At 41.2% G+C, this 25,011-nt stretch carries 21 protein-coding genes; 9 read left to right on the plus strand and 12 right to left on the minus strand.

From position 1 onward, the window contains the following. Positions 1-71 precede the first annotated feature (71 nt). The 3 genes from V7K76_RS30350 to V7K76_RS30360 form a co-directional block, all read right to left on the minus strand. The gene (locus V7K76_RS30350) at positions 72-863 is read right to left on the minus strand and encodes a nucleotide exchange factor GrpE (protein WP_334777907.1); all 792 of its coding nucleotides are present in this window, start codon (positions 861-863) and stop codon (positions 72-74) included. A gap of 121 nt (positions 864-984) precedes the next feature. Then, entirely contained in the window at positions 985-1,281 is a 297-nt protein-coding gene (locus V7K76_RS30355) for a molecular chaperone DnaJ (protein ID WP_334777908.1), read from the minus strand. 71 nt (positions 1,282-1,352) lie between these two features. Continuing rightward, positions 1,353-3,872, minus strand: coding sequence for a tetratricopeptide repeat protein (locus tag V7K76_RS30360; RefSeq protein WP_334777909.1), 2,520 nt, complete (start codon positions 3,870-3,872; stop codon positions 1,353-1,355). An 84-nt stretch (positions 3,873-3,956) separates the two neighbouring features. On the opposite strand from V7K76_RS30360, the gene V7K76_RS30365 reads away from it, so the two are divergent. Then, positions 3,957-4,556 (plus strand): hypothetical protein, encoded by a 600-nt coding sequence (locus tag V7K76_RS30365; RefSeq protein ID WP_334777910.1) that lies wholly within the window; start codon positions 3,957-3,959, stop codon positions 4,554-4,556. A 908-nt stretch (positions 4,557-5,464) separates the two neighbouring features. Next, positions 5,465-7,246, plus strand: coding sequence for a M61 family metallopeptidase (locus tag V7K76_RS30370; protein WP_334777911.1), 1,782 nt, complete (start codon positions 5,465-5,467; stop codon positions 7,244-7,246). 103 nt (positions 7,247-7,349) lie between these two features. Here the strand turns inward: V7K76_RS30370 and pyk are convergent, their stop codons facing one another. Then, entirely contained in the window at positions 7,350-9,119 is a 1,770-nt protein-coding gene (gene pyk, locus V7K76_RS30375) for a pyruvate kinase (RefSeq protein ID WP_334777912.1), read from the minus strand. 624 nt (positions 9,120-9,743) lie between these two features. Between pyk and crtR the strand changes: the two genes are divergently transcribed. Next, a complete protein-coding gene (crtR, locus tag V7K76_RS30380) occupies positions 9,744-10,634 on the plus strand; it encodes a beta-carotene hydroxylase (RefSeq protein ID WP_334777967.1) in 891 nt (296 codons plus the stop codon). 16 nt (positions 10,635-10,650) lie between these two features. On the opposite strand, the gene V7K76_RS30385 is transcribed toward crtR, so the two are convergent. Beyond that, positions 10,651-10,878, minus strand: a complete 228-nt coding sequence (locus V7K76_RS30385) for a DUF433 domain-containing protein (RefSeq protein ID WP_334777913.1) — start codon at positions 10,876-10,878, stop codon at positions 10,651-10,653. A 252-nt stretch (positions 10,879-11,130) separates the two neighbouring features. Between V7K76_RS30385 and V7K76_RS30390 the strand changes: the two genes are divergently transcribed. Beyond that, positions 11,131-12,957 (plus strand): tetratricopeptide repeat protein, encoded by a 1,827-nt coding sequence (locus tag V7K76_RS30390; protein ID WP_334777914.1) that lies wholly within the window; start codon positions 11,131-11,133, stop codon positions 12,955-12,957. A gap of 35 nt (positions 12,958-12,992) precedes the next feature. On the opposite strand, the gene V7K76_RS30395 is transcribed toward V7K76_RS30390, so the two are convergent. The 7 genes from V7K76_RS30395 to acnB all read right to left on the minus strand — a co-directional run bounded on the left by V7K76_RS30395 (position 12,993) and on the right by acnB (position 19,754). Then, the gene (locus V7K76_RS30395; RefSeq protein WP_334777915.1) at positions 12,993-13,400 is read right to left on the minus strand and encodes an HNH endonuclease; all 408 of its coding nucleotides are present in this window, start codon (positions 13,398-13,400) and stop codon (positions 12,993-12,995) included. A gap of 168 nt (positions 13,401-13,568) precedes the next feature. Further along, positions 13,569-14,099, minus strand: a complete 531-nt coding sequence (locus tag V7K76_RS30400) for a YgiT-type zinc finger protein (RefSeq protein ID WP_334777916.1) — start codon at positions 14,097-14,099, stop codon at positions 13,569-13,571. A gap of 301 nt (positions 14,100-14,400) precedes the next feature. Continuing rightward, a complete protein-coding gene (locus V7K76_RS30405; protein ID WP_334777917.1) occupies positions 14,401-15,600 on the minus strand; it encodes a hypothetical protein in 1,200 nt (399 codons plus the stop codon). 106 nt (positions 15,601-15,706) lie between these two features. Beyond that, positions 15,707-15,922: a type II toxin-antitoxin system HicA family toxin gene (locus V7K76_RS30410; protein WP_334777918.1), complete on the minus strand. Its 216-nt coding sequence runs from the start codon at positions 15,920-15,922 to the stop codon at positions 15,707-15,709. A 272-nt stretch (positions 15,923-16,194) separates the two neighbouring features. Then, positions 16,195-16,641 carry a DUF29 domain-containing protein gene (locus V7K76_RS30415; RefSeq protein WP_334777919.1) on the minus strand — a complete coding sequence of 149 codons (447 nt, stop codon included), beginning with the start codon at positions 16,639-16,641 and terminating at the stop codon, positions 16,195-16,197. A gap of 44 nt (positions 16,642-16,685) precedes the next feature. Next, complete coding sequence (locus V7K76_RS30420) at positions 16,686-17,045, minus strand: hypothetical protein (protein ID WP_334777920.1); 360 nt, start codon at positions 17,043-17,045, stop codon at positions 16,686-16,688. A 78-nt stretch (positions 17,046-17,123) separates the two neighbouring features. Next, positions 17,124-19,754 carry a bifunctional aconitate hydratase 2/2-methylisocitrate dehydratase gene (gene acnB / locus V7K76_RS30425; protein ID WP_334777968.1) on the minus strand — a complete coding sequence of 877 codons (2,631 nt, stop codon included), beginning with the start codon at positions 19,752-19,754 and terminating at the stop codon, positions 17,124-17,126. Positions 19,755-20,235: 481 nt separating this feature from the next. On the opposite strand from acnB, the gene V7K76_RS30430 reads away from it, so the two are divergent. The 5 genes from V7K76_RS30430 to V7K76_RS30450 all read left to right on the plus strand — a co-directional run bounded on the left by V7K76_RS30430 (position 20,236) and on the right by V7K76_RS30450 (position 24,994). Further along, the gene (locus V7K76_RS30430; RefSeq protein ID WP_334777921.1) at positions 20,236-20,559 is read left to right on the plus strand and encodes a DUF6464 family protein; all 324 of its coding nucleotides are present in this window, start codon (positions 20,236-20,238) and stop codon (positions 20,557-20,559) included. A 580-nt stretch (positions 20,560-21,139) separates the two neighbouring features. Next, positions 21,140-22,399: an ABC transporter substrate-binding protein gene (locus tag V7K76_RS30435; protein ID WP_334777922.1), complete on the plus strand. Its 1,260-nt coding sequence runs from the start codon at positions 21,140-21,142 to the stop codon at positions 22,397-22,399. 7 nt (positions 22,400-22,406) lie between these two features. Beyond that, complete coding sequence (locus V7K76_RS30440; RefSeq protein WP_334730366.1) at positions 22,407-23,357, plus strand: branched-chain amino acid ABC transporter permease; 951 nt, start codon at positions 22,407-22,409, stop codon at positions 23,355-23,357. A 14-nt stretch (positions 23,358-23,371) separates the two neighbouring features. After that, positions 23,372-23,974 carry a Uma2 family endonuclease gene (locus V7K76_RS30445; RefSeq protein WP_334777923.1) on the plus strand — a complete coding sequence of 201 codons (603 nt, stop codon included), beginning with the start codon at positions 23,372-23,374 and terminating at the stop codon, positions 23,972-23,974. A gap of 54 nt (positions 23,975-24,028) precedes the next feature. After that, positions 24,029-24,994 (plus strand): branched-chain amino acid ABC transporter permease, encoded by a 966-nt coding sequence (locus tag V7K76_RS30450; RefSeq protein WP_334777924.1) that lies wholly within the window; start codon positions 24,029-24,031, stop codon positions 24,992-24,994. Positions 24,995-25,011 lie beyond the last annotated feature (17 nt).

Consider the following 25,011-nt stretch of genomic DNA (forward strand, 5'->3'; position numbering starts at 1 on the left):
TTTGAATATTCCCGAAAAGTTTTTTGCTTGACATATCAGAGGAAAATGAGTATCTGATTATAAATTAGGGGTTAATTTTGATACTTGTCGGGACTTGTTGCTACAATCACTTGTGCTTCCCTCAAAATGCGTACAACTCCGTTATTGCCGGAGGCATCGCCCCATAAATAACCCCGTACTACTTCCTGAATTACGGTATTGTCTGTAATATCTGCTCTGGACTCACGTCCCACAGCATACATTGTCTGGGAATCAAAGGGTTTGCCCATAGATGCAATGGGAACAACACGCCGTTGTCTTAGTAATTCTAAAAGCGATCGCCTAATTAACTCTACACCCTGTTGATTGCTGGTGAAAATTTCACTTAAGGATTCTGATGTTGGTAATTTTTCAGACACCTTTGATTGAGAACCCTTGCCAGTAACCCACTCTCCCAATTTTTCCCAAAAGCTTTTTTGTGTAACAGGTTTTGGGTTAATAGATAATACTTCTAATTCTTCTTGCCAGTAATTACACGCTTGATCTAACGCATCTACAATACCCAGTAATTCTTTTAAGAATTTCTCCTGCTGTTGCTCAAATTTATCCAATGCTTGCTTTTGACTTTCTTCCAGACGTATTTGCAGCTGTTCTTTATCTGCGCGAGTTACTTCTAATGCTTGCACCAGAGCATCTTGAGTAGAACGCAATAATTTACCCTGTTGCTTAACTTCATGGCGTAGAGCAGTCCATTCTGCCACCATTTGATAGGGATCAAAGGAATTAGCAGATTCTGGTGGTTCACCCAGATATTCAGGGATTGGTTGTTCTGAGTGTAAATAATCTAGAAATTTGGCAAATAAAGCTTCTTTCTCATTTGTCATTTGTCATTGGTCAATAGTTAGCGGACATTAGAAAAATTAGTAACTAACAATTACGAATTACGTAAAGCCTGCGGCATAGCTTTGCTTGGAGCGTAGAGGGGCGTAGCCCATTCCGAATTATTTAAAATGTGGCACGAATTAAATCATCCAGGCTCACTTCTAGTTGAGCAAGCGCTTTTTCTCGCACCTGTTTTAATATCTCTGGGTTCAGTTCTGCTTCTAGTGGACGAAATTTTAAGAAATCCTCATGCTGAGTTGTTTCTCCTTTGCGAATTGCCTCGTAAGCTCCTCGAATTTTCTTAAACTCTTCTGGATAAGTATGAGCGGGAAATTCCCGCAGTTTGGCATGATAGGCCGCTTTAATTTCGGCGGCAATAGCTCCTGGAGAAATGCCTAAGCGTTCGTAGTGGTCAGTCATAAAATAATTCCAAATTAAAAATTTACTATTTATTCATTGTTCGTCACGTACAACCTACTAAAAACTAACTTTTACAACAATTCCTGAAAACCACCTTTTCTTCTACCCTTTCGTTTCTTACGCGTAGGCGGTAAGTTTCCAAAGATCAAGTCTAAGTCTGGCTCTTCTTCTTCCTGATCATCTTCATCGAAGTTAGGCATACTGTTTAACATCTTTTGCTTGAGTTCTGGAAGCATCCGTTCAAACTCAGCTTTGGGCATTTTGTTGCCAAGTAATTTTTGAAGCATCCCTGATAAGAAGTCATCAATATTTGACATATCCAGGTTGTCAAATTCCTCTGGGTCTGGCATTATGCTAGTCGTTTCTTGAGCAGAGAGAAAAGCCTGTTCTTCCCGAAATGCTTGTAATGCTTTGGCATCTTGTAAGCGACGGGCTAATTCAAATCCCTGTTGCTTTAATTGTTCATAGTTTGGGTGATCAACATGGTAAGTAGTTGCTCTAGCTAATAATAATAAAGGATTTTGAGGTTCCCGACGCAGTGCTGACTCCAGCACAGGTACAAGGGTTGTAATCTCACCAAAACGGCGCACTTGGAGTTGAATATTTGCCAGAGCATTTCCTGGCTGGGGCATGGTGTCGAGGTAGGTACGTAGAGGAGGTTCTAGTTTTTGGGGATTATTTTCTTTGACGGCTAAAACAACTAAATGAGCAACTCTGGCTTCTGGGTGTTCTGTTGATAAGTTGAATAATTTTTGTAGATACTGACTTGTTAAAGCGGCGATGCCTTTTTCACGTTTGGCGAAGAGGTGGATAGAAAGAGCGATCGCCTGCAATACAGGAATTTGTTCTTGACCAGATAATTTTTTCAGGAGAGTGTCCCATGCTTCAACTGCTACTTTTTGGTGTAATGAAACTCGACCGCCGGAATTGGGCGGACTTTGCACTGCATTCACGAATATCTGACAAGCACGGATAGCAGGATCTTTTTTATCTTCTGTCTGCACCAGACGGCTAAATAAGGGATAACTTAACGTAGATAGAGCATCTACCCAAGGCAATATTTCCACTTCAGTTTCAATGCTCAGGTCGCCAAAGTACTTGCCAAATTTACGCCGAGCTTCATTACGTGCAAGTTTATCTCCTACTTCCTCCCAACATTGCAGCAAAATACCGTAAACTTCGTTATACCGACATCCACCTTCTAATGCTTGGGTAAGCAGTGCGATCGCTTCAGTATAATTTTCCTCCATTGCCGCAACTAGTCCCTTACGCCCCAGTAACTCTGGTGATGTGGGACAGATGCGTTCTGCTTGTTGCAAAGATCCTAAAGCGGCGCGTGAGCGATCCACTGCCATGTAAGCATCTGCCATCCAGCAGTGGAGATGTGCTAGGGTCGGTTTCAATCGTTGTGAAGGCCATTCTTGAGGTTTTTGTTTTGCTTCCTGCTCTAACCACTTCAAAAAACGGGTCAACAGACGTGGGCGTTCTTGATCGGAATCATTAGCATCCAAAACTTCTAAGAGATTGATTGCCAACTGGGGGTTAAAGGGTTGCTCTGTCAACAAAAGCTGCCAGAATAGTTCAGCACAGTTTAATTGTCCTTGATTCAGTGCTTGTTGTCCGGCTAGGGTCAACAGCAGTGGACGGAGACTTTCTATTTCTAGAAAGCGTGTGGAACGCCGCTCTATCTTCAACAGCAGATGTGCGGCCTCATGGTGATCGCCTTGGTCAATCAGTTGCAGCATTTGCAACGCCGTTAATGCCTCTTGGGTAATTTTATCTACTGTTTTTTGCGGATTCCTAGATTGTAGAAGTTGTTGTCCCGTTTTTCCTTGCTGGAAAGTCGCCAATCGCTTTAAAATTGGATGCTCCAAATACTTTGGTTCGCCATAGTTCATCAAGTCGGATGACCTTCCAGATGATTTCAACCCCAAAATATTAGCGGCAGCATCCCAATGACCGCTAACTTGTTGAGTGTAAACAATCCAAGCTATTGGCGAGTCTCCATCGGTGATGGCTTGCTTAATTTTCTGAAAAGATGTCAAAGCTACTTCTGGTTGACTATTTTTTAGCGCCAGAACACCTCGTACCCAGTGGAGTTGGGCAGCACTAAAGCGTTTGGATTGTTCGTTAATTAACTGCTCAACTGTGGCGGTATCTCCTTTGAGTAACAAGAGTTTTAGGTAACAGATGCTGTAGTCTTTGGATAGAGTGCCTGCCTCAAAAGCATTTCTGAGCAAATTCAGCGCCGCATCTAATTGCTTCAACTCCAGCAAACATCTAGCTTGCCAATAATGAACTTCTCCAACCAAACCAAATTCTAGAGCGCGGACAAAGGATTTTTCTGCCTGTTTAAAATCTTGTTTTTGGAATTCTTGCTGACCCCGTAGCAACCAAATCTCTGATTCTTTGGGAGTGAATTCAATATCAGGGTGCAAGCGCTGATTTTTTTTGATTTCTTCCAATGCCTGCCGATATTTTTTCTGCTTCAGTAATTCTTGCAGTTGCATCTGGAAAGAGTTTTCAGCAACTTTTGTCTCTGTGCTAGAGACGTGTTGTTGTGAGCGCTGTTTGGATTGATGTTTAGCCACTGGGCTTTCTTCCTAATTGTTTTTTGATTTTCACCCTCATAGTTAAGGGCGGCTCCAACTACTCTCTTAATTTCAATATATGATATGCCTTGGAATCCCATGCGGGTCGAACAGCGCATTGGGAGAATTGACCGCATTGGACAAAGATATCCGACTGTGCGAATTCACAATTTTTACTATGATGGCACTGTAGAGGCAAAGGTTTATCGAAAATTGCGCGATCGCATTAATGACTTTGCCACTGTTGTTGGTAATCTTCAGCCTATTCTAGCCCAAGTCCCTACCTTTATTGAACGGGCTGTTATGAGTGCTGATCCAGAAGAAGAGGATGTTTTAATGTCTCAATTCGATTCTGTGTTAGATAGCCCACCACCTCGTCTCGCAATTGAAGAAATGGTAGCAATGGATTTAGAGGCTGATTTAGCAGAAATTCAAAAACCAATCCCCTTTACTCCTTTTACACCAGAAGCTATTGAGCAGTTATTCACCAACTCAGCAATTTTAAAAGCCAGTGGTGTGCAGTTTGAGAGAATGAGCGAACGTACTTGGCAACTGAATTATGAAGGGCAGAATTACATGATTACTTTTTACCCTAATATTTTTGATGAAATGCCTTCACTACGTTTAATGAATTTTGGCGATCCTTTGTTTGAAGAATTACTGAAATGTAACTGGGTTTTGTAAAAATGAATCGCCTTCATAACGAGATGACTTAGTTGAACTCCATATTTATTGCATATCGTTAAACTATAATTTCCCTTCTCGCTCTAGGGGAGCAGTATTCCAATGCTTTCAAGGAATTCATCTCTTAACATTAAATGGGATTAATCAAATTGTTAATTTAACATCAGAACGTCATTTTATCGAACAGAATTCAGGAGTCAGGAGCCAGAATTCAGCAATGTTTTTTGTGCGACTGGCGGATAGCGCAGCGTTAGCGAGTCTTGCCTACGGCACGCTGCGCGAACGAGCGTCTGAATAATCGGCGTTTTTGCACCCCACCAAATTGGAAATTTGGTGGTGCAACAATTCAGTCGCGGGTCTGAATCCCCGACTGATAGCGCAGCGTAAAGCCTTCTCTACGAGACGCTACGCGAACGGCATGGCTTCGCTTAGAGCGAGTCCGCGATAGCAAGTATTCGAGCGTCGCGTCTTGATTCTGACTCCTGAATTCTGACTTCTGAATTCTTCTTCAACCTCCTTGTCAACTCGAAGTTTAACAACGCTAGAACACTAAAATCAGCTAGAAATGCCATAAAAATTGTTGTCATCCCAGAGTCAATACAGTTCAAATAAGACAGATTTGTAGAGACGGCGATTTATCGCATCTCGAAAACCCAAAATTTTTGCCAGTAGCCCTTAACCCAAGCGTATTGACCCTAGAGTATTCTATAGCTAGTTGGATCAGTTCTAAAAGTTGATGCGGCTTGTGATTAACACTTAACCTAGCCTTTTCTAAAGCTTTTGTCAGGCTGGTTTCAGAAATTGAAACTGGCTTTCAGAAAATTGGGGCTACTCAATTCTGAATTCTTCTTCGGTAAATTTGTCATGATGGGAAAAATTACACATCTACTATTAACTCAGCACACAAGATGACTGAAGCAACAGCAACTCGTCCCAACACCTACATTCAGGAAACCGGGCCAACGATTCATTACCTGGTGGCAATGTCCCAACCAGAAACCCATCTGTTTGAGGTGACTTTACGCCTTGTGGATTACCACTCGCCGATTCTCGATTTAAAACTGCCGGTGTGGACACCCGGTTCCTACTTAGTTCGGGAATACGCCAAGAATTTACAGGATTTTGTGGCTTTTGCAGAGGATAAACCTTTATCTTGGCGGAAGATTAGTAAAAACCACTGGCAAATAGACAAAACAGGTATTTCAGAATTAACTGTACGTTACCGCGTTTTTGCCAATGAGCTATCGGTACGGACAAATCACCTCGATACCACCCACGGTTATTTCAACGGTGCGGCACTATTTTTTAGAATACCAAGCTGGGATAAGCAACCCATTCGCGTTACTGTCGTACCACCACGCCCGGAATGGCAGGTAACTACTGCCTTACCACCCGTTGCTGAACAAACGAATACTTTCTTGGCTGGCGATTTTGATACTCTGGTGGATACTCCCTTTGAGATTGGTAGCCACCAATTGTATAAATTTGAGGCTTTGGGAAAATCCCATGAACTGGCAATCTGGGGACAAGGTAATTACCAAGTTCAGCAATTGATTGCTGATATCCAAAAAATTATTCAGGTAGAGGCGCAGATGTTCGGCGGTTTGCCTTATGAACGATATGTGTTTCTGCTACATTTATTTAGCCAAGCTTTTGGTGGTTTGGAGCATAAAGACTCTTGCTCGTTAATTTACCACCGTTTTGGGTTTCGCATTCAGGATAAGTACGATCGCTTTCTCCAATTAGTGGCACACGAGTTCTTTCACTTGTGGAATGTCAAGCGAATTCGCCCCAAAGCACTAGAGGTTTTTGATTACGACCAAGAAAATTACACACCATCATTGTGGTTTTGTGAAGGCACTACTAGTTACTATGACTTGTTAATTCCTTTGCGGGCGGGAATTTATGATGTTAAATCGTATTTGAATAACTTGGGTAAGGAAATTACCAGATATGAAACAACACCGGGGCGCAAAGTACAACCTGTTTCCGAGTCGAGTTTTGATGCCTGGATAAAACTCTATCGCCCCGATGTCAATAGCGGCAATTCCCAAATTTCCTACTATTTAAAAGGAGAAATGGTATCGTTATTGCTGGATTTACTGATTCGCTCGACTCACAACAATCAGCGTTCCCTCGATGATGTGATGCTGAAAATGTGGCAGCAATTTGGACAAGATGAAATTGGCTATACCCCAGAAGAGTTGCAGGAAGTTATAGAATCTGTTGCCGGCATCGATTTGACTGATTTCTTTAAACGCTACATTGATGGCATTGACGATTTACCCCTGAATAAGTATTTAGAACCCTTTGGCTTGCAGTTGGTAGCTGATCAGCAAGAAGAACCTTACTTGGGTGTGAAAATAAATACAGAGAATGGGCGAGAGATTATTAAGTTTGTAGAGAGTGGTTCACCTGCACAAGTAGGGGGAATTGATGCAGGTGATGAGTTGTTAGCAATTGATGGAATTAAGCTAGCTGCGGGTGGCTTAAGCGATCGCCTGAAAGATTACCAACCAACGGACACCATTCAAGTTGCAGTGTTCCACCAAGACGAACTGCGTACTTATTCCATCACCCTCACCTCACCACGTCCAACGAGATATCAGGTAAAACCTGTTGAACATCCTAACTCCACACAGCAGCAAAACTTTGCTGGATGGCTTGGAGCTGCGATCGCAACTGTTTAATAAAGGGCATGGGGCATTGGGCATTGGGCATTGGGAATTGGGAACTGGGAATTGAGGAAAGAATTCTTATAACTCCTAACTCCCAACTCCTAACTCCCCACTCCTAAGCCGTTCTCACCGCCCCAGAGTAAATCAAACCCCGTTGCAGATCCAGGGTTATAATCGCCCCATCGCGAATCACCTGCGTTGCCTGCTTCACACCGACAATCACTGGTACACCGAGACGTAAGCCAATTACTGCCGCGTGACTTGTGAGACTTTCATCTTCAGTAATAATCCCGGCCGCTTTCCGAATTGCCTCGACAAAATCGGCACTAGTGCGGGGTGCAACCAAAATATCTCCGTGATTAAAGTTACTTACATCCATGCCAGTACTAGCCACCCGTGCGCGACCACTTACTGAACCTTGTCCCAGTCCAATTCCGTGACCTAGTACCGCCGTCACCACCTCTACCTTAATCAAATCTGTAGAGCCAGAAATCCCCTGGAGTGTACCAGCAGTCATCACTACTAAGTCTCCCTGAGACAGTAACTTAAGCTCTTGAGCCACGTTAATCGCAGCTTGAAATGTCTGACCAGTGGAAGGCAATCCTAGTACCAACAGTGGTTTGACTCCCCACACCATCTGTAGCTGGCGCGCCACATTTACATGGGGTGTCACTGCCAAAATTGGTGTATGAGGACGAAACTTAGAGACATTACGAGCGGTTGCTCCGGTTTGGGTTAGGGTCATAATTGCCGCTGCACCTAATTGTTCGGCAATTTGACCGACAGCTTGACTAATGGCATTGGGAATGGAGCGCCGAGCATCTCTCGTAGAACGTAGGTTTAAGTGTTGGGCTTCTTCCTGTTCCATACGTTCGGCAATTCGTGCCATCGTTGCCACTGCTTCTACAGGGAAGCTACCCACGGCGGTTTCGTTAGAGAGCATTACCGCGTCCGTACCGTCTAAAATCGCATTGGCCACATCCGACACTTCTGCGCGAGTGGGACGGGGATTGCTCACCATGCTATCTAACATCTGAGTAGCGGTGATGATGGGAATTCCCAAGCGATTTGCTGTGGCAATTAGCCGCTTTTGCAGTACGGGAACATCTTCTGCTGGCAATTCCACCCCTAAATCGCCTCTGGCAACCATCACGCCATCACACAAAGCCAGAACCGCTTCCATTTGTTCAATAGCTTCGTGCTTTTCAATTTTGGCAATTACTGGCACTTGCTTGCCTGTGCTGGAAATTAGTTCTTTAATTTCGATCATGTCCTGGGGATTGCGGACAAAGGAAAGTGCCACCCAATCGACACCCTGATCTAGACCAAACATTAGATCCTCTCGGTCTTTGTCGGTCATTGCCTTAATTGACAGGTAAACGCCGGGGAAGTTTACGCCTTTGTTGTTAGAAAGTTTACCAGGCACGGTAATGCGACAATGCAAATCACCTTTATCCCGGTTAATTTCCTCTACAACCATTTCTACTCGTCCATCATCAAGCAGGATTTTTGCGCCAACTGGGACTTCTTCGGCTAAATAATCGTAGGTGACACAGCTAATTTCTTGAGTACCTACCACCGGACGATTTGTCAAGGTGAAGCGATCGCCTTTTGCCAAAACTATAGACCCGTTGTCAAACTTTCCTAAGCGAATTTTTGGGCCCTGCAAGTCTTGGAGAATAGCCACTGGCTGATTTAGTTCAAAAGCGGTTTGCCGAATTAAGCGAATACTACGCTGATGGTCGGCATGAGTTCCGTGGGAGAAGTTTAGCCGCAGCGTCGTGGCTCCCGCTTCAATAATCGCCTTGAGCATTTCAGGACTGCTAGTAGCGGGGCCAATAGTAGCGACAATTTTTGTTCGGCGCAGAGAATCTCTTAATTGCATAGGGGCTGAAGTTAGGGAGCTATCTGGGAAGTCATCGTAACTTAAGTCGCATCTCCTTTTCAGTCACTGCTATATCAATAAATAGAAAATAGATATAAGCAGTTAGAGAGAATTTATGGGAGAGTGGGGGCTGTGGGATAGACTAGATATACTACATCAATTTTTGTATCCATCCTCCCCACGAAGGAGTTTATCCCATAAACTTTTTGCCGATTGTCATACCCCACTTATCAGTAAAGACTAGTCCTCGTCTGGAATCATAACGTTATTCATCTGCTGATATCCAAAGCTGCGGATAAATCTTGCTATACAAAACTTTGTAAATCTTTATTATTCACTAATATTGATCGTATATTCATGAGAAGGAGTCAGAATTCAGAATTCAGAATACCCCAAGCTATCAAGTCAGGGGTTTGAGTCAGGGAAAGAATTTTTTCTTCTCCCTTGGCGCAGCCTCTCCCTTTGGGAGAAGGGGAGACGCTAAGAGCGAACACGCGCGTTTAAAATCGCTTGCTCTAAACCCTGATTCTCCATCCAGTCGCACAGAATCCATTCTGAATTCTGGCTTCTGAATTCTGAATTCTTCTTCGGTAATGTTTGATCGAGAAGGAGTCAATGTTAGAGATGATCGCATCGGAGGCACAAAAGCCACTGACAATCCCACCCAAGGAATTTTTAGCGCCTCCTGGTGATTTCAATCCCACGCTGCTGCTGTTTTCCGTAGCTGTGGCAATGTTGGTGTTATCCAATTTTGGTTACTGGCTTTGGGAATGGCCGCATTGGCTGTGTTTTAGCGTTAACACTATTGCCTTGCATTGTGCTGGAACAGTAATTCATGATGCCTGTCACCAATCTGCCCATCGTAACCGCGTGATGAATGCAGTATTAGGGCATGGTAGCGCTTTGATGCTAGCTTTTGCTTTTCCTGTATTTACGCGGGTGCATCTACAGCATCATGGTCATGTCAACCATCCCAAAGACGACCCAGATCATTATGTCTCTACGGGTGGGCCGTTATGGCTGATTGCAGTGCGGTTTTTGTACCACGAGGTATTTTTCTTTCAACGGCGACTGTGGCGGAAATATGAGCTACTAGAATGGTTCATCAGCCGTTTAATTATCGGCGCAATTGTTTACATATCAGTGCAATACCACTTTTTGGGTTATATTCTGAATTTTTGGTTTTTACCGGCTTTTGTGGTGGGGATAGCACTGGGATTATTTTTTGACTATTTGCCCCATCGTCCTTTTGCGGAGCGCGATCGCTGGAAAAATGCTCGCGTTTATCCGAACCCGATTCTCAATATCCTAATTATGGGACAGAATTACCACTTAATTCATCATTTATGGCCTTCTATTCCTTGGTATAATTACCAGCCTGCGTACTATGTCATGAAGCCCTTGTTAGATGAAAAAGGATGTTATCAAACTTCAGGATTGTTGCAGAAAAAGGACTTTTTTGAGTTTGTTTATGACATCTTTTTAGGAATTCGGTTTCATCATCACAAAGAATAGAGTTGTTGCATGCAGCTCACGTCAGCATTTCCTTTGCTAATTCTAGAGCGGAGTAGGCGTAGCCCGTCGTAGACATCGCTTGTTCACGGCTGACACTGGGAAAGTGATCTAAAAACTCATCCAGTGAGTCACCCGCTTCTAGATAATCAAGCAAGGTTTTTATCGGCACACGAGTACCAACAAAAACAGGAGTTCCCCCCAATATATCGGGGTCGCTATGAACAACACGCGATGTGGATGTCATATAGTTAACATGTGTTCGACAGACTACCTTCTGATCCTAACTCTCGTAGTCTCAGAAATCTCAGCATATATTTTATTATCCTTTTGCGGAGCGCGATCGCTAACTAAACGCCGTAATTCTGCATTAATATATGGACGAGACATTTTAAATACTTACTCCGCGCTGATGTACTGACGAGCTTTTTTGCGATTTCTCTGGGTAATAGCTTGTAGTTAAGCGATAATAATTACATTTCCTAATGAAAGCATAGCTATGATCTGCTGCTTAAATCCAGATTGCCACAATCCGCCCAATAGCGATCGCACAATGTTTTGCTTCAACTGCGGTACAGGACTGGTAGTGCTGAGAAACCGCTATCGCCCAATTAAATCATTAGGTGGTGGGGGATTTGGTAAAACTTATTTAGCAGAAGATATAGACAAACTAAATGAGTATTGTGTCATCAAGCAATTTGCACCGCAAGTCCAGGGAACTGCCGCACTAAAAAAAGCCACAGAACTATTTGAGCAAGAAGCAAAGCAACTGCAACAATTAGGAAACCATCGCCAAATTCCAACATTATTGGCGTATTTTAACCAAGATAATCGTCTGTATTTGGTGCAGGAGTTTATCGACGGACAGAATTTATTAGATGAATTAAAACAGCAGGGAATTTTCAATCAGCAGAAAGTTAGAGAATTATTGCTCGATTTGTTAGATATTCTCAAAACAGTTCATCAACAGCAAGTCATTCACCGCGATATCAAGCCAGAGAATATCATTCGTCGCAGTGATGGGCAGTTAGTGCTGATTGACTTTGGTGCATCCAAACAATTGACAGCAACAGTGATGACACAAATAGGAACAACCATTGGTTCTTTTGGTTATGCGTCACTGGAACAAATGCAGGGAGGTAAAGCTTACCCGGCGAGTGATTTATATAGTCTAGGTGCAACTTGCTTTCACCTGTTGAGTGGAATTCACCCTTGGGAACTTTGGCAACGACAAGGTTATGGTTGGGTTGCTAGTTGGAGACAGTATTTGCAGCAACCAGTGAGTGAGGATTTAGGGCGAATACTGGATAGATTGTTGCAAGAAGAATACCAGCAGCGTTATCAGTCGGCGACGGAAGTTTTACAAGCGTTAAATTCAGAGCCAATACCAGTAACTCAGCCTGTTACACCTCCAGTTACTCCACCACCTCGGCAAAAAAAATCTATTCCTATATATCTTGTTGTTATTCCATTAATTGTATTGATAGGTGGTGGTGCTGTTTATTTGCTAAGACCCACAAATCCAGTAACAATAGAACAGAAAAGTAAAAGTGCTGAAACTTACTATAATGAAGGATTAGAAAAATACAACAACAAAGATTTTAGCGGTGCAATTGAAGACTACACCCAAGCTATCCAAATTAATCCTAACTATGCAAATGCGTACTATAACCGGGGTTTAGCGCGCTATAATTTAGGAGATAACCAAGCAGCAATAGAAGATTACAACCAAGTCATTAAAATTAATCCCAACGATGCAAATACTTACATCGCTCGCGGTTTAGCACGCTATAATTTAGGAGATAATCAAGCAGCAATTGAAGATTACAACCAAGCCATCCAAATTAATCCTAACTATGCAAATGCGTACTACAATCGGGGTTTAGCGCGCTATAATTTAGGAAATAATCAAGCAGCAATAGAAGATTACAACCAAGCCATAAAAATTGATCCCAACTATGCAAATGCGTACTACAATCGGGGTTTAGCGCGCTATAATTTAGGAAATAACCAAGCAGCAATAGAAGATTACAACCAAGCTATAAAAATTGATCCCAACTATGCAAATGCGTACTACAATCGGGGTTTAGCGCGCTATAATTTAGGAAATAATCAAGCAGCAATAGAAGATTACAACCAAGCTATAAGAATTGATCCCAACTATGCAAATGCTTACTACAATCGGGGTAATTCTCAGTCTAATTTAGGAAAAAAGCAAGCAGCAATTGAAGATTTTCGTAAATCTGCCGATTTGTATAAGCAACAAGGAAAAGAAAGTGACTATCAAGATGCTCTAAAACGCATTAAACAACTTGAGTTAGGTTAGCAACTCTGTGCTGAAGAAAATTCGCACACCATAACCTATTTATTTATCTGTTTTAGCGCTGATGCTGAGGGATACTGACCAGATGCAATTAAAGCTTGTCGTTCTATAATGTCATCGTCGCTGTTAAAATCTAAGATGCGTGCGGTAACTTCACCGATGTCTGTTTGATGTTGAATTACAGCCTCATCTAGTCGAAAATGATCGCCCCAAAAGTCTCTGCGTGGGTTAAAAAACCGCACAAGTTCACCAGTTTGCCAATTAATTGACCCTAAATCCGTGCCTTTTTGCAGGTTACAGAAGATACGGGCATAACAGAGATTATCTGCTGTTGTAGCGCCACCATGTTTGACACTGATTATATGGTCAACTTGAAAGCCTAAGCCGTCTCCTTCTGGATATAAACATACTCGCATAGATGGGCGCAAAAGAGGCGATCGCTTCATTAAGTTGCTTGATTGCGACTTCTTGATTTATCCCTTGTCCTACCAGTCCATTTTTTAAGCATAAAGCAACCCAATAACCCGCACTCTTTCGCAAAACTGTTGTGTAGAAGTCCATAAATGTGTATTAGTGAGAGAATAGCTGAAGCAATATTTAATTTTGGCAATTATTCACGATCCAAAACTAGCTACTTCTACAGGACGTTCAACAGCTAATTTTTTACGGTTAGTTTTGATTTGTTCAATTTTGTGAAGAGTTTCAGCAGTTAAATAAGTTTCGCCGCAATCAGCACAGGTTATCACTGGAATATTTTCTATTACTAGCAGGTTTTTACCCTTACCATAGGTTCTAGTAATTTGGCGGATTTTTACACCTTCGCTTCCACAAATATCACACAGCATTTGCCGCTTTCCTGGTATTAGGGTATGTATACAGTAATGATAACAAGTTTTCCAGTTAGACTTAAGCTTTGCAATTATTTCGACTTCCCCTGCATCAAGAGTTAAACCTCTGATACGATATTTACATTCTGCTGTAACTTTATCCTTTTGACGTTCCAGTATTTCGCCTGTGAGGATACCTTGTTCAATGTCATAGATTGTTAGATTATCATCGCTCATTTCTTCTTCAGCGTGTAGCGTCATTAAATACTGACGAGAAGAAACTTTATCCCGCATTCGTTGCAAAATCTCATCGAACAAGGTAGTAATCTCAGACGAATTAGACTTTAATAGTTTACAGCGATTGCATCCCTAATTTACTAGGTGCGATCGCATAGATTGACCTCTCCCCCAGCCCCTCTCCGAGGCGGAGAGGGGAGCCGGATTTCTCCCCCTTCCCTTGTAGGGAAGGGGGTTGGGGGGTTAGGTCTGTGTGGGAAGTGCAAGGGTGCGATCGCGCTGATAGAATGGTCAATTAGATGAAAATATTGTTATCTTTTACTCCTAAAGCTTGACGGAAAATGATATCTATGAAATCAATAAATTGTTTATTAGATATTGTTCACTTAATCCTATAGTTCCAAGTCTTAATAGCTAAATCAATATACCATCCTAAATTAGTAGGAGTATTTTTTTCCTGTGACCTCCACCATTCCCAAATAGAATCATCAAAAGGACGGGTAGCACCTTTCAAGAGATAGATGAATAAATCTAAAGTATTTATATTTATACCATTAGTGGCTTGACATAAATACATATTTGCATTTGTCCATTTTGTCATACCATGCCTGTCAAATGAACACCAAAAATGATTATTAGATTTATCTTCAAGATTAACGGTAGTCTTAGTACACACCAACCATTCAACGACAGAATCTTGAGCAAAATGGCTGTTATTTGCAGCTAATACAAAACCAAATCGTGCTACTGGAATTTTGATTTTAGTTTTCACCGCAGTTGGTATCCAAAGAAATAACCATATTCCTTTACCTGTATTAGTTATTTCTGCTAGTTTCTTATGATTTTCTCCTTCGCCAGTACCATATAGTATTTTTCTATAAGTAGGGCTAACCATTTCCTTAACTTTTGGTTGAGCCATAAAAAGCTCTCTGATGATTCTAAAATTTTGACGAGCATCTACAGGCAATTTACTTTCAAAGTTATGAGTAAAAGCTGGTAAGACTGTACCTCTTAGGTCTTTATTTTGTGAGCTACCAGGTAAGCCAAACACAGGGTAAAGAATATCATAATTCTTATCTTCTAATTGGAATTTAGGAGTTGTTGTCTGATATTCGATATGGAATTTCCAAAAATATATATCATCTTCAAATTTTGATGCTTCTTTCTCTGTATAGTTATCTTCATGAAAAGTAGGAGCAATAGCGATTAACTTTATCGGTAACGAGTAATCGATTTTATCGGCAAAAGATTGATTTTGTAAAATATTCTTTCGATATCTCAATAGCTGTGATACTAATCCTCTATCTTCTTCATTTTTTAATTCAATAATGACTGCTTGTTTATCTAATTTGCTACAGCATAGTAAATCACAACGCTGCATTTGGAGGCTATGCTGACGTTTAATTAAAACTAATTCTGGGAATATTATGTCAAAATAAGCTTCAATATAATCTTCTAAATCTTGTTCAGACTGAAAGCGAATTTCTCCGCCAATGTAGATTAATTTACGATTCGCTTTGTCTGACTCCTCATTCCGTCTCTTCGAGTTGGTTGTTAAATGTTTCGATTTTAGGTAGGGCATGAAAATTTTTAAATACAATAATCTATATACAAACTATTGTAGTTATACAATAGTGCTAACGGTAAAAATACCGAAACCTTATCTATTTTAACGGACTCTCAACTTCCTAATTTGTCAACCCAAACTGTCGAAAAATACGCAAAGAATAAGCAGGAGACATTTCTCTTGCACCCATATCTATAAGAACTACTCTTCTTTTACCATCAACTTCACGAGTATATAAACAATGGTCGCCTTTTCCTTCTCTATGAAATGTGCAACCTGCTTGTTCTAAAAGCTTAATTAACTCCTTTGGTTTCAGGGAAGGTATATTTTTAGGCATAAACCTTTCTTAATTCATATATCTCTAAATCTTGTTCTTTTTCTTCAAAAGATAAAAATTCATGTAATTCATCTATTGAAACGGTAGATTTATAAATATTACTTTCAGAATCATAAACCACTTCAAAAGATTCAATTGCTTCTTTCAGTTTATTAATTGCATCCTCTTGAATATTTCCCTGCCCGACAATGCCGTTTTATAAACATAAAGCAACCCAATAGCCAGAATCTTTTCGGAGTACAACGGTGTAAAAATTCATTCTTTCCTCCAAATTAATAACTATTTTTTAAAGTTTCTTCTAATGTAAAAGGAGATTCTTTAGGAAAGAAATTTAATTTAATCCCTGTTTCATCAGATGCTTTTAGACGAGATTTTTGATAACAATTTTCAAATACTTCTACAAGTAGAGGTTGCAAACTGGGACTATCTTCTAATAATGTTTCAATACAGATACGCTGTTCAGAAATGGTACTGCGCCAACTTTCACTACGTTTTTCTGGTTGATATTGCCATTTGAGCAAGTGCATTAATAGCACAATTAATCTATTTTTTAACTCCCGTTTTTCACTTCTCCCCATGCTTTCAATTTCTTCAATTAGATTAGGTATATCTATTTCATTAAAATTATTTTCTTTTAACTGATGGGCAATTGTTTGTGTCCACAAGTAAAAGTCTTGTTCATAGAGATTTTTTTCATTTGTAAAAGATGAAATTGTCATGATAAAAACTCAAGTTAAATGACTGATACAAATTTTTAGGAAAGTTAACCTTGGTTGATTTGATGATTAATGTAATCAACAGCAACTTTAACTGTAGTAAACTCTAAAAAAATATCATCAGGAAAGTTAATATCTTCAAAGTTTACAATTAATTCACCACATATTACATCAGCATTTAATCCATCTGCTTCTCCTACCATTACTGGGTTATAAAAATAATATTGACTATCCTCTGCCTTAAAATGAATAACATGGCTAACATAATTATTACTAGACCAATATAGTCGCTCATCATAAAGTTTTGACTGAAACAAGGGAAAATCTAATGTAATTTCTTGTTGCTCAATTTTTAGAACTTCAGCAACAATATCTCTAATTTTCTCAAAAATCTCTTGATATTCCATGATTAATAATAATTTTTAGTTATTCAATTTTTTATATTTAAAGTTAAGGTGAGCTAAAAAAGCCCACCCTAATCTAAACTATACCAACAAAGCCTGCTCTTCTTTAGAAATCACGCGCCCTTCATCCTCAAAACCGAGGATTTGATCGAAGTTCAAATACCGATACAAATCATCTGCAAAAGGCTCAATTTTACTCCCCACAATATCCAAATATTCCTGCACTGTGGGAAGCCGCCCCAGCAGCGCACAAACTGCGGCTAATTCTGCTGAACCGAGATACACTCGCGCATCTTTACCCATGCGATTATTGAAGTTGCGGGTAGAGGTAGAAAATACTGTTGTACCATCAGCAACTCGCGCCTGATTACCCATGCACAAACTGCATCCGGGCATTTCTGTACGCGCACCCGCAGCCCCAAAAATGCTATATACACCTTCTTCTTTTAATTGGTGTTCATCCATGCGCGTTGGTGGTGCTATCCACAGGCGAGTTTTCACTTCACCTGCGCCTTCTAAAACTTTCGCTGTTGCCCGATAATGACCAATATTTGTCATACAAGAACCGAGGAATACTTCTTGTACTGGATCGTTAGCAACTTCTGATAATAATTTAACATTATCGGGGTCATTGGGAGCAGCTACAATTGGTTCTTTGATTTCGTTCAAATCAATTTCAATTATTTCGGCATACTCCGCATCGGCATCACCTTCTAATAACACGGGATTTGCTAACCATTCTTCCATCTTGGCCACACGGCGCAGCATGGTACGCGGATCGTGATAGCCCCGTGCGATCATATTTTTCAGCAGTGCGACGTTAGAACGCAGATATTCAGAAATTGTCTCTACACTCAGCTTAATTGTACATCCAGCACAAGAACGTTCGGCACTGGCATCAGTGAGTTCAAAGGCTTGTTCAACTTTTAAATCTGGCAAACCTTCTATTTCTAGAATTCGCCCAGAGAAGACATTTTTCTTATTCTGCTTCTCTACTGTCAGCAAACCTTTTTGAATTGCCACGTAGGGAATGGCATTCACGACATCGCGCAGGGTAACACCTGGTTGCAATTCTCCTTTAAATCTTACCAAAACTGACTCTGGCATATCTAAAGGCATGACACCCAAGGCGGCTGCAAAGGCCACTAATCCAGAACCGGCGGGGAAGGAAATACCCAAGGGGAAGCGGGTGTGGGAGTCGCCGCCAGTTCCCACGGTGTCGGGTAGCAGCATCCGGTTTAACCAAGAGTGGATGATACCATCACCGGGACGGAGGGCAACACCGCCACGAGAGGCAAAGAAATCAGGGAGTTCGTGATGAGTTTTGATGTCTACTGGTTTGGGATAAGCAACAGTATGACAGAAACTTTGGATTACTAAGTCTGCACTGAAACCAAGACAAGCTAGTTCTGTCAACTCGTCGCGGGTCATGGGGCCTGTGGTATCCTGAGAACCAACGGTAGTAATGATGGGTTCGCAGGATGTGCCGGGACGCACACCAGGTAATCCGCAAGCTTTACCTACCATTTTTTGTGCTAGGGTGTAGCCTTTGCCTGTATCAAAGGCTTGCTGGGGACGGGTGAAAACGGTGCTGGGTTCTAAACCGAGTGCAAGACGGGTTTTGTCGGTGAGGGTACGGCCGATAAGTAGAGGGATGCGTCCACCTGCACGGACTTCATCGAGGATAGTATCAGGTTTGAGGGTAAAGGTGGAAATGACTTCACCTGATTCGTTGGTGATTTCGCCTTTGTAGGGATGGATGGTAATTACCATACCAGTTTCGAGTTTGGTGACATCGCACTGAATAGGCAAAGCACCGGCATCTTCTGCTGTGTTAAAGAAAATAGGCGCGATCGCACCACCTAAAACATAACCCCCAGCGCGTTTGTTTGGCACAAAAGGTATATCATTTCCTGTATGCCACAATACTGAGTTGATAGCAGATTTACGCGAGGAACCAGTACCAACTACATCTCCCACGTAAGCTACAGGATGGCCTTTTTTCTTCAATTCGGCAATGGCTGCCAAGCTTCCCGGTTGCTTTGACTCTAACATCACTAAGGCGTGTAAGGGAATATCTGGGCGAGTTGTGGCGCTTTGGGCGGGGGATAAATCGTCGGTGTTGGTTTCGCCAGGAACTTTAAAAACGGTGACAGTAATGGCTTCTGGTACGGCTGGACGAAGGGTAAACCATTCAGCTTCCGCCCAAGAGTCAACCACCCGCTTGGCGAAAGGATTGGTTTTAGATAACTCTAAAACATCGTGATAAGCGTCATACACCAACAGGATTTTGCTTAAGGCGTTGGCGGCGTAGGCGGCGATGGGTTCCTTTCCTTGTCCGCCCATTACTAGAGGTGTTTCGGATGAGTCGGAGAGGGATACAGTAGGCAATTGCAGCAAATCAATTAAAGATTGCACATTGTAACCACCGATCATTGTGCCCAGCAATTGCACCGCTTCTATGGGCGCAATTAACGGACTGGTGATTTCTTCCTTAGCAATGGCGGTAAGAAATCCGGCTTTCACATAAGCTGCTGGATCAACACCAGGAGAAACGCGATCGCTCAATAAATGCAATAATATCTCCTCTTGACCCTTGGGCGGATTTTTCAGTAATTCACATAATTCTGAGGTTTGCTTCGCATCCAATGGTAAGGGGGGAATACCGAGTGCTGCTCTTTCGGCAAGGTGTTTACGATATTGTTCTAGCATTTTTATCTTCTCCATTGGGATTTTCTCCCTTTAATTATGAAATATTTTTAGGCAATACTTGGCTATAAAACTTTAGCTTACTTTTATTACTAAAAGCCTTACTGGTAATCGGTTATTAGCAGCTTTTTTTATACTGAAAGTTTGGAAGGTATTGGGCGAATGGAATTAGCTACTACACAAACAAAGTTCACCTCCGTGGACTAAAAGAAAATCAAGGATTTTTAACCCAGAAGGTATTAGTTAACAAATCTTAAAATTATCGACATTCAACGGCATCTCACCCTTGAGGTTGTAGCAGTTATGCTGATTGAAGTGGTGGAAAGAACTTCTTTTTCAAAATTGCTTGATACCACACTGCCATTGCTAATTGCAACCATAGTTGGTAGCAAAGAGGCAAAGCTGCCCTAATATTTGCACTTCCGTAAAACTAGAGTGCAACATCAGGGAAAATCAATCAGCGCACAGAAGAGGTAAAAGGAAGGTGTTACAGACACTTTTAGTGATTGCCGTTGGTTTTTTACCGTCCCTGTTTTCCCTGTGGATAATCCGCAAAACCCAGCGATCGCGCTTACGGATGAGACAAGCCGCGACGAATTTTCCAGTGGTGCAGGAACGGCAAAATGTGAGATTGGTTGCAGGCGATCGCTATTATTTAGAAGGGGTGGGTTATCTAATTGGCGATATCAGCTGCAAGTTTAATGCTCGATCTGGCTACATTCGCTGTGCAATCAATCCCGATGGCCCATGTAACGGTTGCCGTCACTACGAACCAAAGGAATTAGCTGGTAGTGAAAAAAAGACTTAAAATTTCTGACTGAATACTCAACATCTCCGAAAAAGAATTGTTTTGACGTAGCAGTGCTACGTCTCTACAAGGGTTCTGGGTAACGCATATTTAATTTCTGGAGATATCTACTCAACAAGCTACAATTTCCTGGTTAGCGCAGACGCTCTAACCTGGAGATTTTGTCAGGGACTTCATGCACTAGTACCGCAAGGCGGAATTCAAAATGACGCTCTCTACGAGACGCTAAAAGCGAACGAAGACTCGCTCTAAGCGAAGCCATGCCGTTCGCGTTAGCGTCTCTGAAAGAGAAGGCTTTACGCTGCGCTAACAAAATTCAAAATTCAAAATTAATACAGCGTAAGGTTTTCAGGGATTTAGAATGGTATATCTATTTCCGCCGTGCTGTACTAGAACGGAGGAATGATAAAATTATTACTAATTATAATAATTTGTATTTACAAACACTTTGAATATTTCTCTTTGCATGGTGAAATAAGAATGATTTAATAGAATTCGTGCAAAAGTGTAAATCTGCATCACTTTATTTGCAGATTATGAGCTTTTTAGGAATATCTCATAACTACATGATTATTCAACGATGAACAACGCGATCGCTCGGACAACAGCATTATTATCAACTTGCGCTTTACTACTAACGGGCTGTGGTGGTGATGGTGGTGGTGGCAATACCCCTGTGACAAGTTCTCCAACTAATAGTTCAAGTACCCCAAGTAGCACTGCAAGCGATACCGCCACATTATCAGGTGCTATTCCCATCGGTATTGCTGTTGCTCAAACTAGCAATGTGGCATTACTAGGACAAGAGGAAGTTGCTGGAGCTAAACTTGCCGAGAAGTATTTCAATAGTAAAGGTGGGGTTAATGGCACACCAATTAAATTAGTTTTTCAAGATACTAGTGGTGATGAAGCCGGGGCAATTAACGCTTTTCAAACTCTCATTAACAAAGATAAAGTTGTCGGTATTGTAGGCCCAACTTTATCCCAGCAAGCCTTTAGTGCTGACCCCATTGGCGAACGTGCAAAAGTACCAATTATTGGCCCATCAAATACTGCTAAAGGCATTCCCGAAATTGGTGATTATGTTGCTCGTGTTTCCGCACCAGTTTCCGTTGTCGCGCCTAATTCGGTGAAAGCTGCACTTAAGCAAAATCCCCAACTTAAAAAAGTCGCAGTTTTCTATGCTCAAAATGACGCATTTAGCAAGTCAGAAACGGAAATTTTTCAACAAACAGTTAAGGATCAAGGGCTGGAATTAATAACAGTCCAAAAGTTCCAAACCAGTGATACAGATTTTCAAAGTCAAGCTACCAATGCCATTAATCTCAAACCAGATTTGATCATTATTTCGGGCTTGGCTGCTGATGGTGGAAATTTAGTCAGACAATTGCGAGAACTTGGTTATAAAGGCTTAATTGTCGGTGGCAATGGTTTAAATACATCGAATTTATTGCCAGTTTGTAAAGCCCTTTGTGATGGTGTATTGATTGCTCAAGCTTATAGTCCAGAACATCCAGGTGAAATTAACGCGGCGTTTCGTAAAGCCTATACTGACGAATACAAAAAAGAGCCACCCCAATTTAGCGCTCAAACTTTTACAGCAGTACAGGTTTATGTCGAAGCACTCCAAGCTTTAGATAAAAAGAGCAAAGTCAACAAATTACAGCTACCAGAATTGCGGACAGAATTAAACAAACAGATACTTGCAGGAACATACAACACACCGCTAGGTGAAATTGGTTTTACTCCCATAGGTGAAGTTGTGCAAAAAGATTTCTATGTTGCCCAAATCAAGATGGAAAAAGACGGGAGCAAAGGTAAATTCACATTTCTAAAATAATTGCTAAATGAATATCAATCTATTTTTACAGCAATTATTAAATGGGTTATCCATCGGCAGCGTCTATGCAATTTTTGCCTTAGGATATACCCTGGTTTATTCTATTTTGGGCATCATTAATTTAGCTCATGGCGCAATTTTTACCTTGGGTGCATATTTCACTTATGCACTTATGGGTGGAAACTTTGGATTTAATGGCTTGTTAGCTAATGCAGCCCTGCCGATAAAATTACCATTTGCGATCGCCTTGATTTTAGGAAGTACTTTGGCGGGGTTGGTAGGGGTAGTAATGGAACGCGTTGCTTTTCAACCTCTGCGCCGTCAAGGATCTGATCCTTTACTAACTGTTGTTTCCAGTTTGGGGGTAGCAGTGGTAATTGTGAATTTAATCCAGTATTTAGTAGGTGCGGAAAGTTATACATACCCCGCAAATACTTACGGTAATTTGCCACCTGCGATTAACTTTGGTAGTCCAGAAAACCCAATTCCGATTCGCAGTGTTCAGGTGGTAATTTTTACTGTATCTGTGGTGATTGTGGCAATTCTTACCTATTTTATCAATCGGACTAAATATGGTAAGGCAATGCAGGCGATCGCAGAAGATCCAACCACAGCTAGTTTGTTAGGCATTAATAGCGATCGCTTTATTATCCTAACATTCTTCATCAGCAGTTTTTTAGCAGGATTAGCCGGAACTTTAGTCGCTTCTAGTGTTAGTATTGCAGGGCCATATTTCGGCATTGCTTTTGGTTTGCGGGGTTTAGCGGTAATTGTCTTAGGTGGTTTAGGTAGTATTCCTGGTGCAGTATTGGGAGGCTTGGTGATTGGATTAGTGGAAGCGTTTGTACCCGCCGATTACTCTGGATATAAAGACGCAGTAGCCTTTGGAATTTTGTTTATTATGCTATTAGTTAGACCCCAAGGTTTGCTAGGACGACGGTTTATTCAGAAAGTTTAAAGAGACGAATTGTTATGAAAACATACACCAAACAAAAGTTAACTTTTGAGCAATTTTTAGAACAGTGTCCAGATGAAGGTTTATATGAACTTGTAGATGGAGAAATTGTAGAAGTGCGTGCGACCAGAAATCATGATGATGTCGCTGAGTTTATATTATTTAGTTTTAATGATGAAATTAAACGTCTAAATCTGAATTACGTAGTAAAAAATACAGCATCACTTAAAACTATAACTGCCAATGACATAGAACAAGGGCGCAAGCCTGATGTAAGTGTCATAGAAAAAGATAAATGGCGCTCAAATCGTTCTGCTTATGCTGCACTTGAAGAACTTATCCAGTTAGCTGTGGAGGTGACATCAACCAATTGGGAAGATGACTACATTGATAAGTTAGATGAATATCAACGCTTAGGTATTACAGAATATTGGATTGTAGATTATTTAGCAATTGGGCTAAGAGAGTATTTAGGAAATCCAAAAGTTCCGGCTGTATTTGTTTTTCTATTAGATGCCGATGGGAAATATCAACGCACACATTTTAGAGGTTCAGAACGAATTGTGTCACGAACTTTTCCTGAACTGACGCTGACAGCAGAGCAAATATTAACAGCTTAATAGTTGATAAAAATGATAGTTTAATTGAGCTTATATGGAAATACTTTAAAATAAATGGCTGATTTTTTCGCTACTTACGCTTCTTTAATTGTCTCTATGGTATTGGGGGCGCTATTAGGACTGTCACTTTACTTACCGCTAATGACAGGGCAATTGTCTTTAGCTAGTCCAGGATTTTATGCTTTAGGTGGGTATATTGCAGCAATTTTATCTACAAAAGTTTTAACTCCTAGTAGTGGTTTATTTCCTATTCCATTGTTGTTATTGGAGATGTTAATTGCGGGTATAATTTCTGGTGTATTGGGTGTAATAGTGGGAATCCCAGCGTTGAGATTGCGAGGAATTTATTTAGCGATCGCAACCATTGCTTTTGTCGAAGTTCTGCGCGTCATCTCCCTCAATTTGGATATTACAGGCGGCGCTGTTGGAATTTTTGGTATTCCTCAACCTTTCCAAACACAACTTGAGTATTTATGGATTGCTTTGCCATTACTATTAATTAGTATGGTGCTGCTTTACCGTTTAGAACGTATTCGTGTAGGAAGGGCTTTTATCGCTATCCGCGAAGATGAGTTAGCTGCGGGTGCAATGGGAATTGATCCCACTTATTACAAAGTTTTGGCGTTTACGTTAGGGGCTATACTTGCAGGGGTTGTAGGTGCTATTAGTGCCCACTTTCTCAATACCTGGAATGCTCGTCAAGGTACTTTTGATGCCAGTATTATATATTTAACTTTTGTTTTAATTGGTGGTTCAAGAACTTTTTTAGGGCCGGTAGTTGGTGGTATGGTATTTACAGCTTTACCAGAGATTCTACGAGGTCTCGCTGACACTGGTGGTTTACCTAATTGGTTAGCACAGTTTTTGCGCGATGGAAGATTAATTATTTTTGGCTTACTTATAGTAATAGGTACAATCTTTTTTCCTCAAGGGCTAATTACTCCAGATATTTTTCAAAGAAAAAAACGAACCGCGTTCGCGAAGCGTCCCGAAGGGAAGGACGCAAAGAGCGCGAAGTAATAAAACTTTTAGATACA

Source organism: Nostoc sp. (genome assembly GCF_036917975.1).
Classification (GTDB): Bacteria; Cyanobacteriota; Cyanobacteriia; order Cyanobacteriales; family Nostocaceae; genus Nostoc.

Bases quoted from the DNA above. Each gene is read 5' to 3' on its own strand.
- V7K76_RS30350 (WP_334777907.1), bottom strand. From the start codon at position 863: ATGACAAATGAGAAAGAAGCTTTATTTGCCAAATTTCTAGATTATTTA.
- V7K76_RS30355 (WP_334777908.1), bottom strand. From the start codon at position 1,281: ATGACTGACCACTACGAACGCTTAGGCATTTCTCCAGGAGCTATTGCC.
- V7K76_RS30365 (WP_334777910.1), top strand. From the start codon at position 3,957: ATGCCTTGGAATCCCATGCGGGTCGAACAGCGCATTGGGAGAATTGAC.
- V7K76_RS30370 (WP_334777911.1), top strand. From the start codon at position 5,465: ATGACTGAAGCAACAGCAACTCGTCCCAACACCTACATTCAGGAAACC.
- pyk (WP_334777912.1), bottom strand. From the start codon at position 9,119: ATGCAATTAAGAGATTCTCTGCGCCGAACAAAAATTGTCGCTACTATT.
- crtR (WP_334777967.1), top strand. From the start codon at position 9,744: ATGATCGCATCGGAGGCACAAAAGCCACTGACAATCCCACCCAAGGAA.
- V7K76_RS30385 (WP_334777913.1), bottom strand. From the start codon at position 10,878: ATGACATCCACATCGCGTGTTGTTCATAGCGACCCCGATATATTGGGG.
- V7K76_RS30390 (WP_334777914.1), top strand. From the start codon at position 11,131: ATGATCTGCTGCTTAAATCCAGATTGCCACAATCCGCCCAATAGCGAT.
- V7K76_RS30395 (WP_334777915.1), bottom strand. From the start codon at position 13,400: ATGAAGCGATCGCCTCTTTTGCGCCCATCTATGCGAGTATGTTTATAT.
- V7K76_RS30405 (WP_334777917.1), bottom strand. From the start codon at position 15,600: ATGCCCTACCTAAAATCGAAACATTTAACAACCAACTCGAAGAGACGG.
- V7K76_RS30410 (WP_334777918.1), bottom strand. From the start codon at position 15,922: ATGCCTAAAAATATACCTTCCCTGAAACCAAAGGAGTTAATTAAGCTT.
- V7K76_RS30415 (WP_334777919.1), bottom strand. From the start codon at position 16,641: ATGACAATTTCATCTTTTACAAATGAAAAAAATCTCTATGAACAAGAC.
- V7K76_RS30420 (WP_334777920.1), bottom strand. From the start codon at position 17,045: ATGGAATATCAAGAGATTTTTGAGAAAATTAGAGATATTGTTGCTGAA.
- acnB (WP_334777968.1), bottom strand. From the start codon at position 19,754: ATGCTAGAACAATATCGTAAACACCTTGCCGAAAGAGCAGCACTCGGT.
- V7K76_RS30435 (WP_334777922.1), top strand. From the start codon at position 21,140: ATGAACAACGCGATCGCTCGGACAACAGCATTATTATCAACTTGCGCT.
- V7K76_RS30440 (WP_334730366.1), top strand. From the start codon at position 22,407: ATGAATATCAATCTATTTTTACAGCAATTATTAAATGGGTTATCCATC.
- V7K76_RS30445 (WP_334777923.1), top strand. From the start codon at position 23,372: ATGAAAACATACACCAAACAAAAGTTAACTTTTGAGCAATTTTTAGAA.
- V7K76_RS30450 (WP_334777924.1), top strand. From the start codon at position 24,029: ATGGCTGATTTTTTCGCTACTTACGCTTCTTTAATTGTCTCTATGGTA.